General features: G+C 69.1%; 14 protein-coding genes. 6 read left to right on the top strand and 8 right to left on the bottom strand.

Annotated elements, in window-relative coordinates:
• Positions 1-84: 84 nt before the first annotated feature.
• The 3 genes from A6A27_RS36535 (at position 85) to A6A27_RS36525 (ending at position 2704) form a co-directional block, all read left to right on the top strand.
• Positions 85-891, top strand: a complete 807-nt coding sequence (locus tag A6A27_RS36535; protein ID WP_073839237.1) for a sensor histidine kinase — start codon at positions 85-87, stop codon at positions 889-891.
• Between the two features lie 41 nt (positions 892-932).
• Complete coding sequence (locus A6A27_RS36530) at positions 933-1610, top strand: response regulator (protein WP_073839252.1); 678 nt, start codon at positions 933-935, stop codon at positions 1608-1610.
• Positions 1611-2506: 896 nt separating this feature from the next.
• Complete coding sequence (locus tag A6A27_RS36525; RefSeq protein WP_073839236.1) at positions 2507-2704, top strand: hypothetical protein; 198 nt, start codon at positions 2507-2509, stop codon at positions 2702-2704.
• 403 nt (positions 2705-3107) lie between these two features.
• On the opposite strand, the gene A6A27_RS36520 is transcribed toward A6A27_RS36525, so the two are convergent.
• Genes A6A27_RS36520 through A6A27_RS46550 form a run of 6 tightly spaced genes read right to left on the bottom strand, consistent with a single transcriptional unit; the run spans position 3108 to position 9123 of the window.
• Positions 3108-3857 carry a sugar isomerase domain-containing protein gene (locus A6A27_RS36520; RefSeq protein ID WP_073839235.1) on the bottom strand — a complete coding sequence of 250 codons (750 nt, stop codon included), beginning with the start codon at positions 3855-3857 and terminating at the stop codon, positions 3108-3110.
• Complete coding sequence (locus A6A27_RS36515) at positions 3850-5091, bottom strand: hypothetical protein (RefSeq protein ID WP_143194361.1); 1242 nt, start codon at positions 5089-5091, stop codon at positions 3850-3852. The genes A6A27_RS36520 and A6A27_RS36515 overlap by 8 nt, the downstream gene beginning before the upstream one ends.
• A complete protein-coding gene (locus A6A27_RS36510) occupies positions 5088-6023 on the bottom strand; it encodes an N-acetylglucosamine kinase (protein ID WP_073839233.1) in 936 nt (311 codons plus the stop codon). The genes A6A27_RS36515 and A6A27_RS36510 overlap by 4 nt, the downstream gene beginning before the upstream one ends.
• A complete protein-coding gene (locus tag A6A27_RS36505; RefSeq protein ID WP_073839232.1) occupies positions 6020-6919 on the bottom strand; it encodes a carbohydrate ABC transporter permease in 900 nt (299 codons plus the stop codon). Before A6A27_RS36505 ends, A6A27_RS36510 begins: the two co-directional genes overlap by 4 nt.
• A complete protein-coding gene (locus A6A27_RS36500; RefSeq protein ID WP_241825622.1) occupies positions 6920-7870 on the bottom strand; it encodes a carbohydrate ABC transporter permease in 951 nt (316 codons plus the stop codon).
• Positions 7849-9123: an ABC transporter substrate-binding protein gene (locus A6A27_RS46550; RefSeq protein ID WP_073839250.1), complete on the bottom strand. Its 1275-nt coding sequence runs from the start codon at positions 9121-9123 to the stop codon at positions 7849-7851. Before A6A27_RS46550 ends, A6A27_RS36500 begins: the two co-directional genes overlap by 22 nt.
• Before the next feature lie 160 nt (positions 9124-9283).
• On the opposite strand from A6A27_RS46550, the gene A6A27_RS36490 reads away from it, so the two are divergent.
• Entirely contained in the window at positions 9284-10057 is a 774-nt protein-coding gene (locus A6A27_RS36490) for a GntR family transcriptional regulator (RefSeq protein WP_158074125.1), read from the top strand.
• A gap of 20 nt (positions 10058-10077) precedes the next feature.
• Here the strand turns inward: A6A27_RS36490 and A6A27_RS36485 are convergent, their stop codons facing one another.
• Positions 10078-13398, bottom strand: coding sequence for a beta-N-acetylglucosaminidase domain-containing protein (locus tag A6A27_RS36485; RefSeq protein WP_241825625.1), 3321 nt, complete (start codon positions 13396-13398; stop codon positions 10078-10080).
• Between the two features lie 462 nt (positions 13399-13860).
• Here A6A27_RS36485 and A6A27_RS36480 point away from each other — a divergent pair, with 462 nt between their 5' ends.
• On the top strand, positions 13861-14748 hold the full coding sequence (locus tag A6A27_RS36480) for a hypothetical protein (protein ID WP_073839230.1): 888 nt from the start codon (positions 13861-13863) through the stop codon (positions 14746-14748).
• A 287-nt stretch (positions 14749-15035) separates the two neighbouring features.
• Here A6A27_RS36480 and A6A27_RS36475 read toward each other — a convergent pair whose 3' ends face one another.
• Entirely contained in the window at positions 15036-15251 is a 216-nt protein-coding gene (locus tag A6A27_RS36475) for a hypothetical protein (protein WP_206745068.1), read from the bottom strand.
• Here A6A27_RS36475 and A6A27_RS36470 point away from each other — a divergent pair.
• Positions 15241-15795, top strand: coding sequence for a hypothetical protein (locus tag A6A27_RS36470; protein WP_073839228.1), 555 nt, complete (start codon positions 15241-15243; stop codon positions 15793-15795). The two genes, A6A27_RS36475 and A6A27_RS36470, sit on opposite strands and share 11 nt — an antisense overlap.
• Positions 15796-16048: the final 253 nt, after the last annotated feature.

Here is a 16048-nt window from a genome sequence, read left to right as displayed (position 1 = left end):
ATCCCAGGGATGTACCGGCTCAATACCGGGGATGATGTGGCACCGATCCGGGTCTGCGAAAATTCCTGCGTGAGATCGGGGGCGGTGTGGCTGGTCGGCGCGCTCGTCGCAGCCTGCGCGACCGCGGTATGGCTCGGTGTCGCACTCGTCCGGGCCCGGCGCGAGCACCGTCGGGCGCTGGAGGAGCGGGGCTGGCTCCTTGAACGGGAGCGGGAGAGCGCGGCCCGTACCGCAGTCGACGCCGAGCGTGCCCGCATCGCCCGGGAGCTGCACGACATCGTGAGCCACAACGTCAGCCTCATGATCGTTCAGGCCACCGCCGCGCGCGAGGTGCTCACGACCATGCCCGACGATGCCGCAACGGCGCTGTCGGCAGTGGAAGGCGCCGGACGGACCACGATGACCGAGCTACGGCACCTGCTCGGCCTGCTCGCGCCCGCGGCGGACGGCAACGATGACACGGACGGGGCCGACCTGGCGCCGCAGCCCAGCCTGAGCAGGCTCAGCCCGTTGATCGACCGAATCGCGTTCGCCGGCCTGCCGGTAGAGGTGCGGATCTCCGGTGAGCCCCGGCCACTGCCATCCGGGATCGACGTCACCGCGTACCGAATCGTGCAGGAGGCACTGACGAACGCGCTGAAGCACGCCGCCGGAGGGAAGGCGGAGGTGACGATCCGCTACGCCAAGCACTCGCTGCGGGTGGAGGTGCTCACCACGGGTCCCAGCGTGCTGACGGGCGACCAGCCTGCACCGCGCAGCGGAGACGGCGCCAGGCGGGGATTGCTGGGGCTGCGACAGCGCGTTGCGGTCTACGGTGGCGATCTCGACGCCCGCCGGCGGCTCGGCGGCGGGTACCGGGTCCGCGCCCGCATCCCGGTGGAGCACCCGTGAAGGCCCCGCCCGACCCTGCCAGACCGCCCGGGCCGGCGCCGTTGCCCTCGCCGCGTGTGCTCATCGCCGACGACCAGGAGCTGATCCGCACCGGCTTCCGGCTGATCCTCACCGCCCGCGGCATCGACGTGGTCGGCGAGGCCGCTGACGGCGCCGAGGCGGTGGCGGCCGAGCGGCGGCTGCGTCCCAACGTCGTGCTCATGGACATCCGCATGCCGACGATGGACGGGCTCGAGGCAACCCGACGCATCCTGAAGTACAGCCCCCACTGCCGGGTGCTCATGCTCACCACCTTCGACCTCGACCGATACGTCTACGCCGCCCTGACACTCGGCGCAAGCGGCTTCCTCCTCAAGGACGTCACCGCCGACCACCTCGCCGCCGCCGTACGCCTCGTCGACACCGGCGACGCCCTCCTCGCGCCCTCGATAACCCGGCGGCTCGTCCAGCGCTTCGCCAGCGCGGACCAATCGGCCGGCGACGGACCGACCCCCGCCATCCACCGGAATCTCGCCGCGCTGACGCCGCGCGAACTGGAAGTGCTGACGCTCCTCGGCCGCGGTCTCTCCAACACCGAACTGGCCCAGGCACTGACCCTGAGCGAGGCGACGATCAAGACCCACGTGGCGCGGATCTTCGCCAAACTCGCCCTCCGCGACCGCGCGCAGGCGGTCGTCCTGGCCTACGAGACCGGCCTCGTCACGCCCGGCGACACCTGATCGCACCCCAGCGGTATGACGGCATGATCGATGGTCCGAAACGGTTGCTAACGGCGGGCCTGCGGGCCAGGAACAGCCCCAACCACTGGTCGCCCGACCGGCGCATTCTTCGCCGGCCGGGGCTGCTCGGCTCCCACAGGGATCCCAGCTACATCCCTCGGATAGGTCGTCCAGCGAGTGGCCTTGTTCGGCAGGAGCGGACACCGCATCGATGTCGGAGAGCCGCCGGTAGCAACTCACCATGGTCTCGATCAAGCCGCGTGGGTCGTCATGGTCAGGTTGACTGCGCGGCGACGTCCCGCCCCTGAGACATCTCGAAATCTCTGGAGAACCATCCCACTTCGGCTCGTGCACCAGATCCCGACCCTCGGGCACCGCATCGACCGGCGCCGCGAGCATCGGCGCAACCGGCCGACGCAGCACCGGTTCCGCCGCCGCACCCACCCGCGCCCGGCCGGAACTCACCTCCAGCCCCGCCCATAAGCCCCGCTCATCCCCGGCCCCCACGTCATCGTGGGAGGGAACCGGCTCACCTCGGGCGGAGATCCGCGACAACGAATGCCGCAGTCGTCACAGCACCGCCATCGCCGGACCATCCAGCGAAGGAGGATGCACTCCCCCTGCTCAAAAGCACGTCGGACCAATCTGCGCGACTGATCGGGCTACCTCTGGCGAGCGACGGGCGCCGAAGGCGAACCTGATCCGGTCGACGAGGTCACCGCTCGGCTGCTGGCCACGGCAGCGCGCAGGTGGAGCATCCTCGGCCGCAGGCCACCGACGACCGGTCCCCGCAGCGAACAGTTGCGGGGACCGCGCCATCCCCCGCGCCCATCCGAGTCCGACGGCAGAGTCTCGGACGCCGCGCCCCGCCTTCGCCAGGCACGTACCGTCGGAGCATGGACGTGCTGCTACGCGGCGGGCCCGGTGACGGCCAGGTGGTGCCCGGCCGCGGGGAAACCGTCGTGTGGCAGGCCTGCCTGTACGAGATCACGCCCGAGTACGGCCACCGGCACGGCCGCGATCTACGGGTCTACCGGCACCGCGCCGATTGCTGCGAGCCGTACGGCCGAGGCGCCGAAGACCGTTGCGAATGACCCCCGGCCGCGGTGCAGGCCGACTTGCTCGCATCACCCCAGACCGCCAGTTGATCGAACGTACGTCCCCGTGAGCCAGAATGACGTTAATTGGTACACCACCCGCAGCTCACGGCCCTGCGGTGGCCGGCTCGCCGGCTCGGCGTCGCGCTGACAGGCACCGGCAACGGAGCCCATGCGCCCGGATAGGCCAGGATGTCCCGCCAAGCGCGGCAGCGACCGGGAGTCGCTCCCAGCCAGATGGATGGGGGTTCATGTCGGAGGGCGACGTCGACCACGAGTCCATGATCGTCGTTCGGTGCGAACTACAATGCCCTCACGCCGATGGCGAACCAGGCCGGGCTACCCGAAGGGATGCTGTCCTCTTCCCTCCCGTCGCCTGGATGCCGTCGTCGGAGGCGGATCAGGGTTCGATCGGCCGGACCTGATCCCGGTAGCGCTCATAGAGGCCGCGATTGTGCGCGTCGCCCTGCGCAAGATTCGCGGACACGTGCACGGGCGGGTCGATGCCGCGGGCCAACAGCCGGCGGCAGACCAGTTCGGTGAGGAGCTGCGCGATGAGGACTCCCGTGAACGACGAAACCGCCCCCGTCCGAACTCCTGGGGTGATCTCCAGTGCCGCGTCTCCCGCCGGCGCGTGGTTGTCGATCACCACATCGGCCAGGTCAGCGAGATGCGGTCCCTGGGTGGAACGCGCACCGGCCGAGCGCGTGTGGGCGAGTGAGGTGATCGCCACGATCGGATGCGCGCGCTCGCGGGCCAGTGCCGCCATCTCGATGACGGCGGCGTTGAGTCCGGAGTTGGAGACGATCAGGAAGGCGTCGTGCTTGGAGGTCGCGGCGAGGTGGTAGATCCGCTCGGCGAGTCCGGATTCGCGCTCGTACGTCGGGTCGAGGATCGGCCCCGGATCAGCGCCGCCGAACATCACGAGATCCTTGACCGCCAGCATGCTGACGGCGGCGAGCCCACCGGCACGCCCCGCGAGTTCGAGGGTGACGATCCGCGAGTGGCCGGTCCCGAACGCCTGGAGGACGCCACCGGCGGCGATGGCGTCGGCGACCAGCCCGGCCGCGGCCTCGATGGCGTCGAGCTCTGCCGCCAGGACCTGTTCGAGTGCGTTCCGGGCGATGGTGGCGTAGGCAGGTTCAGGCACTGATCCTCCTGGAATTTTCACGGTCGCCGACGGCTTCGGTGGCGGCTTCGACGGCAGCCTCGACGACGATCTCGCCGCTGCCCGAGGTGACCGGACTGACATAGGTTTCGTAGCAGGGTTGCGTGTCGCGGGCGGGCAGGTAGCCGAGGTAGCCGTTCGCATAGCCGAGGACCACGATGTCCCCCACTTGGTCGGGCGCTGCCGAACGGATCGTTTCGCCCAACTCCAGGAACAGCTCGCCGGGAACCGCCACGACCGTGACCCCGTCGAGGTCCACCGCCTCCACGTCGATGACGTACGGTTCGGTGCGCCGGCGGGCGGCCTGCTCTTCCGCGATCCGCCGCCCCTGTTGCAGGACCCAGTGGATGCGTTCGTTCTTGCCCGCCGGCGGCGGCGCCTGCCGCAGGGCGGCGTCGAGCTCCTCCGGCTGTTTGGGGGCGAGTGTGATGGTTCGCGAGATCGGCGGCCGTACCGGCGCCGGTGTGCCCCCACCGATGTGCGGCACCGGTTCGACCCGGTCGGCCAACCAGGCGCCGAGCCGATCCACCTCGTCAAGCCCCCGCCCCTGACGGGTGTGCCGGGTACTGATGTCGCCGGCGGCGCCGGTGGCGACGACCGCCCACCTGCCTGGCGCGGACAGCGCCCGGCGGATGCCGCCGTTCAGGTCCGCGCTCACATGGTTGTTGTCGGCGGGAAGGATGGTGGGGTGGACCGGAGAGATCACGACTAGCCCCACCACGTCGGTACCCGCGGTGACCGTGATGGCGTGCACGGGAATGTCCAGCGGGCCCGAGTCGGTGACGTTACGACGACCGGCCAGCTTGGGCACTAGTGTGCGGACGCAGCCGAGTCTGGCGGCGCGCTCGGACGCTAGGGCGGACCGCGCGGCCGCGAGTGATGCGGCTTCGAGCCGGTCGGCGACGTGCCGTGGGGTGGCCTCGCCGCCGGGGATGCAGCCCGCCTCGGGACTCGCATGGGTGTGGGTGGCGGCGACCCAGCAGGACTGCACGTCGATGTCCCGCATGGCGGCCCGGATCCGCTCGACGACGTCGACATTGACGCAGATCAGGTCAGCGACCACCAGCGCGAACCGGTGGCCGTCGTCGGCGAACGTGACGGCATGGACCTCCAGTGGGTCGAGCACGTTCTGGACGCCGTCGGAGCGGTCGGCGTAGCCACCCATGGGTTCTCCGGGCACGACCTCGAGCCGCGCCACCCCGTGTCCGACCCTCATGCGTCACCACCGGTGCCATGGCTCGCCAGGAGGCGTGTGTAGGGGTCGACACCGCCCAGCAGCGCTGGACCGCCGTCGAGCGGCTCCGCTCTGGGTGTGACCAGGGGCAGCTTCCTGGCCTCGAGTTCAGCCGCCAGCGCCTGGTGGAGAGTGTTCCCCAGGGCCAGCAGCCGTCCGCTGAAGGACACCCGCCGGGCTGTCCCGCTGAGACCGAGCCGGACGGCTGCCACCTGCGCCGCATCGGCGAGATCGGCCGCGGCCCGGGTGCAGATCTGGCCCGCGACCGGGTCGCCCTGCGCGGCCGCGTCGAGCACGTCGCGGGCGAAGGCCGCGGTGCGGGCGATCATGGCGGGGTCCCGGTAGTAGTGCTGGAGCGACGCCAGGTCGAGGCCGCCGAGCGCGGTGGCGAGGCGGTCGGCCAGCACGGTTGTCGGCCCGACCTGGTCGTGCGACGCGGTCGCGGCGCGCATCCCGGCCAGCCCGATGGCGTACGCGCTGCCGCGGTCACCGAGGTGCGGACCCCATCCGTCGAGTCGTACGTGGTCGCCGCCGGAGTCCACCGCGAGCACGGTCGTCCCGGTGCCGACGCACAGCAGCACACCGGGACCGCCGAGTGCGCCGGCGTGCGCGAGGACGCTGTCTTCCACGACGACGGCCGGGGCGCCGAACTGCCGCTCGAGGGCGAGGGCCAGCCGTCGGTGCTCGGCGCGCTCCCCCGGTACTCCGGTCAGGCCGGCGACGACGCCGGCCACCTGCGCGGGGAGGGAGATCATCGCCGCGGCGCCACGAACGGCGGCCAGTATCCGGTCGACGCCGTCCTCGTCCGGCCGGTAGGAGAAGCCCGGGCCGACGCCGATCTGGCGGCCCGCCGGGGTACGCAGCAGCAGCCGAAGTTCCGACTTGCCGCCGTCGATGGTGATCGTCGTTGTCATCGCGACATCCCTGCGGTCAGCCCTGCGACGATCTGCTTGGTCGCGAGCGCGAACACCACGGCCAGCGGTACCAGGGCGATCACGAGCCCGGCGAACAGGGTGCCGCGGTCGGCGGCGAACTCGCCGAAGAACCGGGTCAGCCCGACCGGGATGGTGTACTTGTCGCCGCTGCGCAGCAGTACCAATGGGTAGAAGAAGTCGTTCCAGGTCGGCGCGAACTGGAAGACCGTGGCCACCGCGAGCGCCGGCCGCATCAGGGGCAGGATGACCGACACGAACAGCCGGCCCTCGTTCGCCCCGTCTATCCGCGCGGCCTCCTCGAGTTCCCCTGGCAGCCCTCGCATGAACCCCATGATCACGAAGACCGAGAACGGGATTCCGCTCGCCGCGTAAAGCAGCACCAACCCGATCCGGCTGTCGATCAGACCCATCGACTGGAACATGTAGAACACCGGCAGCAGGCCGAGTTTCGCGGGAATCATCAACCCGGACAGGAAGAGCGCCGCCAGCAGGGCCCGCCCCGGGAACTTCCACCTGGCCAGTGCGTAGGCGGCCATCGCCGACACGCTGACGCACAATGCCACCGAAGCGCAGGTGACGGTCAGGGAGTTGATGAAGTACGTCGAGATCGAGGCGGTCTGCCACGCGCGGGTGTAGTTGCTCAGGTCGAACGAGCTGGGCAGGCCGACCGGTGCCCGGAGGATCTCCGCGTTGGGCCGGAGCGAGCCGATCAGCACCAGCAGCAGCGGGCCGAAGGCGATCGCGGCGTACGCCCACAGGAGGAGCTGGCTGCCGGCGCTGTGCAGCAGCGAACGCTGACGGGTGCCGCGCGGACGCGCGGCCTCGGCCCTGACCTTCCCTGCCGGGCGGGGGACGGTGCGAAGGGTGGTGCTCATTCAGTGGACCTCCCGGCGGCGCAGCGTCCGCTCCAAGGCCAGGGAGACGCCGAAGATGAGCACGAAGATCAGCATGGCCAACGCCGACGACTCTCCGATCGCGTTGCTGCCGCCCCGGAAGGCGGTCCGGTAGTAGAGCAGGCCCAGCACGTCCATGGCGCCGCCGGGCCCGCCGTCGGATCCGCCCAGCGCGTAGACGAGGTCGAAGATGTTGAAGCATCCGATGAACGTCAGCACGGTGATCACCCCGACCGCCGGTATCAGGAGTGGGAACCGGATGCTCCAGAACGTCCGGGTCGGTGACGCGCCGTCCATCGCGGCCGCCTCCTCCAACTCCTGGGGAATGCCGGCCAGCGCGGCGCCGAAGATGAGCATCGGTCCGCCGATCCACTGCCAGGCGTTGACCAGGATCAGTACCGGCAGTGCGAGGTCCGGCTCGCCGAGCCACGGCCGCGCCCACGCGTCCAGGCCGACCGCTCGGAGCGCGAAGTTGATCGGGCCGAAGGTGGGGCTCAGCAACAGCGACCAGATGTACCCGACGATCAGCGGGCTGATCAGGTACGGGAGCGAGAAGAGCGTCTGGAACAGCCGCTTGCCCCAGGGGTTGCGGTGCAGGAGCAGCGCCAGGCCGAGCCCGATGGTGTTCTGGATCGCCATGGTGCCGACGAAGAAGAGCACGTTGTGCCCGAGCGCGGCGGGGATCTCGTCGCTCAGCGGGTAGCGGGTGAGGATTTCCCGGTAGTTGCCGATCCCGACGAACTCCCCCTGTTGGGTGCCGTCCCAGCGGAACAGCCCGTAGTAGAAGGCGGTGACGAGCGGTACCACGAGGAACAGCCCGTAGAGCGCGAACGCCGGCAGGCAGAACGAGGTGATCCACCCTGCCGAGATTCGTCCTGCCCGGCGGCGTGACCGCCGGGCAGGACGGACCGTCAGTTCTTGGGCCGGAACCACTGATCGACCCCTCGTTGGATGTGTGCGGCCGCGTCGGCGGCGTTGCTTCGGTCCAGGACGTAGTCGGAGAACGCCTCGGAGGCGAGGTCCCAGGCGGTGGGTGTGCCGCCGGAGAAGTAGGCGTAGGTGACGTACGGGCTGGGGTTCGCCTGGTATCCCTTGAGTGCCTGCGCCAGGAGTTCGTCCTGCGGCTCGACGCCCGGTACCGGGGAGATCTGCTGAAGCTCGTTGGACAGCGCCGTGCCGAACTCCTTCGTCGCCATCCATCGCACGAGGTCCAGCGCCGCGTCCCGGTGGCGGGACTTCGCCGAGACGCCGAACGACCCGTCGACGTAGCCGGGCACCAGCGTCTTGTCGACCGAGGCGCCGGGGGCCGGCGGCGCGTTGAAGATGCCCAGGTCGAGCTGGGGGTTGGCCTTCTTGAATCCGGCGAGCTCCCACACGCCACCGGGGAACATGGCGGCCCGGCCGGAGGTGAAGAGGGCCTGCGCGTCGGTGTAGCTCACCCCGGACGCCTGCGCCGGCCAGTACTTCTGGGTGCTCTTCCAGGTTTCGAGCGATTTCACCCAGGGGGCGTCGGTGAATTTCGCTGAGCCGTTGAGCATCTTGGTGAGGTAGTCGGGGCCGCCGTAGGTGGTGGCTCCGAAGATCTCCTGCTCGATCGGCAGCATCCACTTGTCGGTGACGGTGTTCGCCAGCGGGGTGACGCCGGCCTTGCTGAGCTTGTCGAAGCCCGCGATCATGTCCGCCCAGGTGGTGGGGGCGTCGATGCCGTTGTCGGCGAAGATCTTCTTGTTGTAGATGACGTGCAGTGTCTGGATCGCGAACGGAACCCCGTAGACGTGTCCGTCCTTGTCGCCCTTCGCGCCGTCGAGGATCGGCTTCGGGAATCCGCTCAGCTTGTCGACCTGGTCGTCGAGGGGCACCAGGCTGCCGGAGCCGACCAGCGGCTGGAGTAGTCCGTAGGAGCGCAGCTGCGCGACGTCGGGGCCGTTGGCATCGGTGAGCCCGGTCTTGAGGATGGTGTCGTATTCGGTGTTCTTGTAGGGGACGTACTCCACGGTCACGCCCGGGTGGGCCTTCTCGTAGATCTGGAAGATCTTCTTGTACGCCGCGACATCCTCCTGCCGCCAGCCCCAGACCTTCAGGTTGACGGCGTCGCCGCCACCGTCCCCGCTGTCGCCCGGGGCGCAGGCGGCAAGGGTGACGGCGAGTGTCGCCACCACCCCTATCGCACCGAATCTTCTGGGCATCTCGTCTCCGATCGTCGTGGCCGCCACCCTCCGGACCTGGCGGACGCGCCGAGCGTAATACTGGTATAGACCGGCGGTCAACGGGTTGCGCCGAGGCCAACGGCGGGACGGGAAATGCCCGTACGATGACTCCAACTGCGTGGGAAGGAGAGCGGGTCCGGTGCCAAGGAGGCGACACGAGCCGAGCGACGAGGCGCTCGAGTCTCTGCTGGCGGAACACAACGGCGGCAAAGGCGAGCACATCAGGGACGTGCTCACCGCCATGGTCCTGAACTCGCGGGACGGTGCGCTGCTCCCCTCGGAGCGGGTCCTCGCCGAACGTTTCGGCGTCGCCCGGATGACCGTCCGGGGCTCCATCGACGCGCTGGAGTCGAAGGGAATGGTCCGGCGGGTGCCCGGGCGCGGGACCTTCGTGCAGCACCCCACGCTGACCCACTCGGAGATCTTCCGCTCGTTCAGCGAGGACATGCGGATGCGCGGCATGACACCGGGCGCCAAGTCGTACCGCGCCCGTACCCGCCCGGCGACCCGCGCCGTCGCGGCCAGCCTCGGCATCGCCCCGGGCGACCCGACCCACTACATCGAGCGGATTCGTACCGCGGACGGCATCCCGATGGCGCTGGAGCGGACCAATCTCGCCGCGGCCCGGTTCCCCACCCTGCCGACGGTGATGGGGCGCGACGACTCGCTGTACGAGGTGCTGGGCCGCGTCTTCGGGGTGCGGCTCGAATCGGCACGCCAGACCGTCACCATCGCCCGCCTGACCGCCACCGAGGCGAAGCGGCTCGAAGTCACCGAGGACAGCCCGGCGTTCCTGATAGAACGTATCTCCGTCGACAACATGGGGAAGGTCGTGGAGTTCGGGCGATCACTCTACCGCGGGGATCGCTACGCCATCCGGATGCGCGTCAGCCCCCCTTCCCAGAACGGCTGACGCGCATCCGGATGGTCCGGTCACCCGAGCCCGGCGAAGTAGTGCTCCTGTAGCTCGGCCGCGCTCAGCGCGCGATCGTAGACAGCCGCTTCGTCGAGGTCGCCCTTCAGCCGCTGGAATGTGTCGTCCCCGCGGCCACCAAGCTTGATGCTTGCCGTACCGCTACCGGGGACCACCGCCGTCGCGATGCTGCTGTCCGCGACGCCGTCGAGGTACACGGTTAGCCGCGATCCGTCGAACACAGCTGCGACATGGTGCCACCTGTTCGTCGTCAGCCTGGTACGACCCGACACGACGCCGTATCCCTTGCCTGCCGCACCTAGCGACCATGCCTGCAGCACCCCGGCACTGACCCGCAGCGCGTACCCGTTGACCGCCGGTTTGTCGTAACTCTCGATGATCGCCTGTCCGGGGGCCGGGGCAAGCTGGTCGAGCTTGACCCACGCTTCCAACGTGAACGGTACGTGCACGTTCGTTCGCGCGCTCCGCGGCACGTCGATGTAGCCGGCCGAGACATCGGCCGCACCGTTGTCGGCAAGCACACCGTCGGCGCCCGGTCGTGCGCCGTCCCGATAGGTCCCGTTCTGTCCGCTGTTAGAGCTGTCGACGGCTGTCGCGGAACCGGCCGCCTCGCCCAGTCGCCAGTAGCCAGCCGGGTTCGCCCCCGCCACGAACTCCGGGTAGCTGCCCTCCTCGACCAGGATCGGGAGCGACAGGTTGATCGGTGTGACGCTGTCCATGTGCACGGTCACCGTGACCTCGTGACGCCCCCGGGCGGCGTCCGCTGGGACCGTCACCTCAACCGGCACACTCGTGACGATGGTCCGGCCATCCGGCCGGACGCGAAGGTTCTGCGTCGCCGGGTTGAAGGTCCAGTCAGCCGGGCCGCTGGCGGTGACGCGTCCACTCAGGTTGGCCGGAGCGAACACCTCGAAGGCGACCTGGAACCGCTTGGTTGCCCCCGGGTTGACGAGCGAGCCTGGCGGGTCGATTGATGCGCTACCGCTGAGCACGTCGGAGTAGTGCGGGACGATCTCGTAGACGCGCGGCGCGACGGAACCCGGAGTCCACCGGATCCGTACCGCGCTGGCCGCCGGGTCCTGGGCCGGCACCTTGGTGAATCCCTCCGCGAGCGGCCCAAGATCCACCCAGGTGCCCTCGACCAGCGCCTGGATCATGCCGTCGGCGGGAGCAGTCGCATCCTGAACTACGGTCACCGCGGAGAGCCGGTGCGGTTTGGTGATCGGGACCGTGATCGCGTCACCGTCCGCTGGCTTTCCGGCGGCAACGTAGGCCGTGTCATCACGCCGGTCGGTCAGGTTGCCCAGCCCAGACCCACCAGCGGCAGCCGGTGCGCCAGTGGGGGTTCCGAGGTCGCCGTACCAGCGGTCACCGATGTAGCCGTCGTTCTCGGTTGCCGCGAAACTGAGGAGATCCTCGACCGGACCGGGACTGATCTGGTGCCACGTCCTGTCGAGGATGCCGCGGGTACGCGCCTGCTCCCGCCGGGCCAGCCAGGCGGCTTCGCCGTCTCCCCGGTCCTGAGCGCGAAGGATGCCCACGGCCGCCCGACCCGCCTGGCCGGTCATTCCGACCCGGTCCAGCCACGGCCCGATCTGCTTGAGGAGCAGAGGGTTGTCGAGCTTCGCCCGCAGCGCGGCGGGAAGTTCCTCGAGGCGGCGTAGCTCGCCGTCGAGCTGGACGAGCTGGGCGTCCACGGATCGGCCCGCCCGGTAGTCGGCGATGAGGCGGGTGATGAGCGCGGCGAACTCCGGCCGTGCGGTGTTGTCGAGGCGGCTGGCCTTGTTGTTCTCGGCGAAGAGCCGCAGCTCCTGGTACGCGTTGCCGCCGAGGATCTGCAGGGTGCGGGTCCATGAGCGATCCGCGTCGTAGGCCCCGGGGTTCCAGGCGTAGTCGGCCTGGGTGCCGAGTGGGATCTGGGATGCCTCCTGGTCGGCGACGAGCTCGTTGAAGGAGATGCCGATGGCGTCGTCCGCCATACCGGCGTCGCGATTTACCAGCGGGCCCAACAGCAGTTGCTTGCGGGCGTAGTCGTTGACCGGGTAGTTGTCCCAGATCATGATCCGATGCCGTGGCCACACCTCCTGCGCGGCCCGGAGGTCATCCTCGGTGATGCTCGGTGAGACCGTTGCTGGACCCGTCCAGTAAAGGTCGACCTCGGTGCTCAGCAACTCGTCGAAGCGGTCCTTGTACGGGGTCTGCGTCATGCCCTGGTACTCCGTCGGCACGGTCACCATGCGGCTGGCGCCGGCGCGCTTGGAGATGAACTCGCTCTGCACGAAGTTGGTGACACCGGCCTGGGCTGCCGCGAGCGGCGACCGGTCGCCACGGTAGGCGTCCCGGTCCTCCTGGCACGCGAAGTCGCCCGACACGTCGTCCCAGGCGATGACGTAGCTGCGGATCCCGATCTCCCACAACTGCTCGAAGCGGGCCAGCAGCTTGGCTCGATCGGCGTCGCGTACGTGGCAGATCCCCTTGCTGGGCGCCATCGGCGCCTCCGGCGAGACCCGGTAGACAAAGTCGACGTGACGTGCCTTCGCCAAGTCGACGATCTCCTTCATCAGGGCCAGCTCAGCCTCGCCGTACAAGGAGCCCCAGTTCGACCCGGTACGCAGGTCGTCCGCCGGTCCGTAGAAAAACTGGTTCATCTTGTGCCGCGCCAGGAACTCGATCTGCGAGCGCCGATCCTCCTGCGACCACACCGGTCCGTAGAAGGATTCCATGCCGCCACGGACCTTGTAGCCCGGCCAGTCACGAATCTGCACGCCGCCGACGGCCACCCGGGAGCCTTTTGACACGAGCAGCTGACGAAGTGACTGAACGGCGTAGAAGGTGCCAGCGCCGTCCACACCCGCGAGGACGATCCGCGGCCGGCCGCGCCGATCGGGTCCGGCCGCCAGCACGTACCCCTGACCGGGCAACCCCGCTGGCCCCTCCACCCCGAGGGCACTCAGCGCGGCGGTGCTTGCCGACGTCTCGTCCGGGCCGCCCAGGAAGATCACCGGACGTGATGCCGACCCGTCCGCGCTTTCGACGACCCTGGCAGTTACCCCGCGCGTGCCGAGCACGTCCAGAAGAGATTCCCTCGCCGCCGGATCCACGGCCGCGCCGGCGACGACATCGATATTGTCGGGCAGGACAACGGATCCCGGGCGCGGCGCTACCCGCTGCGGCGCCGGAAGAATGCGCGCCACGCCCCCTCGATCAGGAGCCCGGGCCTCGCCCCGAGCCGGCGGAGGACTCACCAGGCCAATGGCGAGCCCGACCAATCCGGCAAATATTCCGGCGCGGCGATAGCCACGAAACAAGCGCGACAACATCATCAGACCTCCACTCATTCAATTTGGGCCAGTGCGTGGTATCGATATGCATCCCGGCGTGGCACAGACTGAGCGGGCCGCCGCAAAGGCTGACCGACCCAAGGTCCGCCAGTCCGGTCGGGTCGGCAGGCATGCGGCCGGCCGTCGGGATCCGGGGTCGCGCTCGCACGACAGGCCGGCGCATCCGCCGAGCCGGGCCGGCGCAACCGGACTCGTTCGGGTGGACGCAGACGCCGCCGCCCAGGTTGGCGTGCAGCCAACGCGACAGTCGCGCCGCCAAACGACACCCGAACTCCGCGCTGCATCCGCGACTCCCCCCCAACCAAAATCAGTAAAGCCAGGTGGTCTATACCAGTAATGAGAATCCATGCCACGCCTGGCCACGTCAACCCCGCCGCCCCGAATCACCGATGCAGACGGTCGGCCACCAACCGTCGCGCAGCACTCCGGGCAAACGAGGTCGTGACCCTGGCACGGCGCGCCCTCCCCGACCGCCGGGCGGACGCCGTCATCCCAGACGAGGCCACCTTCGCCGCGAAACCGGCCCCGGACCGACAGATAGTCACTGCGACGCTCGACGACGACATGCCGACCGGGTGGGTGACCGGCGACGAGGTCTACGGCGCCCCAACCCAGGACGGGGAGCCGAACTTGAACAGCGCGGGCGTCGGCTATCTCCTCGTAGTCGGCGGCGTTCGACATGTGGCCGTCCTCCTACCACCCCGCCCCCTCGTAGTGAGCGAACCGGCCAGCCCACGCCAACCGAGCATCGACACAGGCTCGGGTGCGGGTGGGCCGACCGGTGACCCCGCCCGGCCCGCTTTCCGGTGCGGGCTCCGGCGGCGGGCAGCAGCACCAGGCGGTCGGGGCCACCAGCTCGCCTTCGGTCGCCGCCACCTCGGCCAGCCCCACACCGTTCCCGACGCCGTCGCCCACCCCTTTCGTCAGCCTGAGCCCGACACCGCCGCCGAAGCCTGGACCCTGTGCGACACCTCTCTGGGAAGCTACGAGGGCGGCTGCGACAACGACTTCCTGACCGGGGACACCTGCGACGCCGCGTACTACTCGAAGCAGCTGGGCGGCGGCGCGCTCGACGCGTTCATCGAGAACAAGGACGACGTCAACGAGACTCGCCTGCGGGACTGCCCGCAGTTCCTCGCCGACTGGAAAAAGGCGAAGACCGGCTTCACCGACGGCAGCTACGAGGTCGGCGCGGAGGTCAAGCCCGGCACCTACCAGACGATCACGCCACCTCAACGGCGGCAGGGTGGAGGACTGCTACTGGGAACGGACCGGCGCCAACGGAACCATCAGGGCCAACAAGCTTCATCACCGCCGCGAAGAAGGTGACGGTGACGATCCGGTCCTCCGACGAGATGTTCACGTCCCGCAACTGCGGCAACTAGATCCGGGGGTGAGATACCGAGCGCGGCGCATGTGGGCTCTGAGCTGGTCGGCCGGGAAGACGAGAACACCAACTACGGCGAACGCTTCGAGGAGCACCAACGCGTACAGCTCCACGCCGGCCTTCGCACTCGCACAACAACCCGGGCCCGGAGCTGCCTTTCCCCGCCCCGGGTTGAAGTGGGCAGGTCACCCAGGCGTGCCGCTGGCGACGCCACCCTGCAACTTTCACATCATCTGGCAGCGGCGCGGTAACGGCTGAGCATGATCAGCGCCGCGGTGGCGGCGCCCACCAGTCCAGCGAGCGTGAGCAGCCAAAGCCCGGCACCGACGCTCACCTGGGTGGCGGCGCTGATTGCCTTGCCGATTCCCAGCGGGTCATCCTCACCGGACCGCACGGTCGGTGTGGCGGAACCGGGCCGGGTATGGTGTGCCGCCATGGCTGACACCCGAGAGTTGATGGTGGCGATCGACCTACGTGACGATCTGTCGGATGACGAGGTCAGCGAGCTTCGCTGGCATCTCGGCTTGGCGCCACAACCTCGCGAGCTACCTATCTGGTCGACACTCTCCCCGGTTGCCAGAGCGATGTACGAGGACGAGGACGGCAACCTCGTGGTCGATGACGAGCCGCACCCCATCCTCGATGGCCGAGGGGCCGGTCACCACATTCCGGGCACGCTCTTCTCTGAACTGGTCCGACGCGATGGCGCCGGCCAGGTGGGTTGGGCACTCGCGGTACGTCAGGAGATGCACCCCGACGACGAGTGGGACATCGAGGCGCTGCTGCTCTGGCTGGTCGCGCATGCCGATCTGCCCTGCGGTGCCTGCACGGCAGGCAACTGCCCGGCGGGCTGTGAGTTTTTCGCTGGATATCGGCGCTTCTATGAGGACCCCAGGCTGGAGTCACACCTCGTCATCAAGGGCGGCGAAGTCGGCTGGTCGGAGCGCACCGGAACGTTCGTCCCTGTCGACGGAGGAGATCAGATTTAGTTGGCCACGGCATGGTGCCGCCGGTCTGCCTCGGCGTCGAAGGTCGGTGGCCGGCCGCGCTGCGCGCCCTCGGGCAGCAGCGGCTCCAACACCGCCACTGCCATCGATGGGGTGTGTACAAATAACGGCTCTGGCTCAAATCCGGTGGTGACGGTGCGTAACAGCGATGAGGCTGGATAGTAATCCGATGTGTGAGCTGTGGCCCGTCCAAGCTCAGGAGACTAGTGTTCTGTCTCGCAAATAGGTGGCCGGT

It is taken from the genome of Micromonospora sp. CB01531, assembly GCF_001905095.1.
Classification (GTDB): domain Bacteria; phylum Actinomycetota; class Actinomycetes; order Mycobacteriales; family Micromonosporaceae; genus Micromonospora.
The sequence above is the reverse complement of the archived record's forward strand: the minus strand, read 5'-3'. Positions and strand labels throughout refer to the sequence as shown.

Coding starts and splice junctions, on each gene's coding strand:
- A6A27_RS46550 (WP_073839250.1), bottom strand. CDS start 9,123: ATGCCCAGAAGATTCGGTGCGATAGGGGTGGTGGCGACACTCGCCGTC.
- A6A27_RS36515 (WP_143194361.1), bottom strand. CDS start 5,091: ATGAGGGTCGGACACGGGGTGGCGCGGCTCGAGGTCGTGCCCGGAGAA.
- A6A27_RS36525 (WP_073839236.1), top strand. CDS start 2,507: ATGGACGTGCTGCTACGCGGCGGGCCCGGTGACGGCCAGGTGGTGCCC.
- A6A27_RS36470 (WP_073839228.1), top strand. CDS start 15,241: ATGGCTGACACCCGAGAGTTGATGGTGGCGATCGACCTACGTGACGAT.
- A6A27_RS36485 (WP_241825625.1), bottom strand. CDS start 13,398: ATGTTGTCGCGCTTGTTTCGTGGCTATCGCCGCGCCGGAATATTTGCC.
- A6A27_RS36510 (WP_073839233.1), bottom strand. CDS start 6,023: ATGACAACGACGATCACCATCGACGGCGGCAAGTCGGAACTTCGGCTG.
- A6A27_RS36505 (WP_073839232.1), bottom strand. CDS start 6,919: ATGAGCACCACCCTTCGCACCGTCCCCCGCCCGGCAGGGAAGGTCAGG.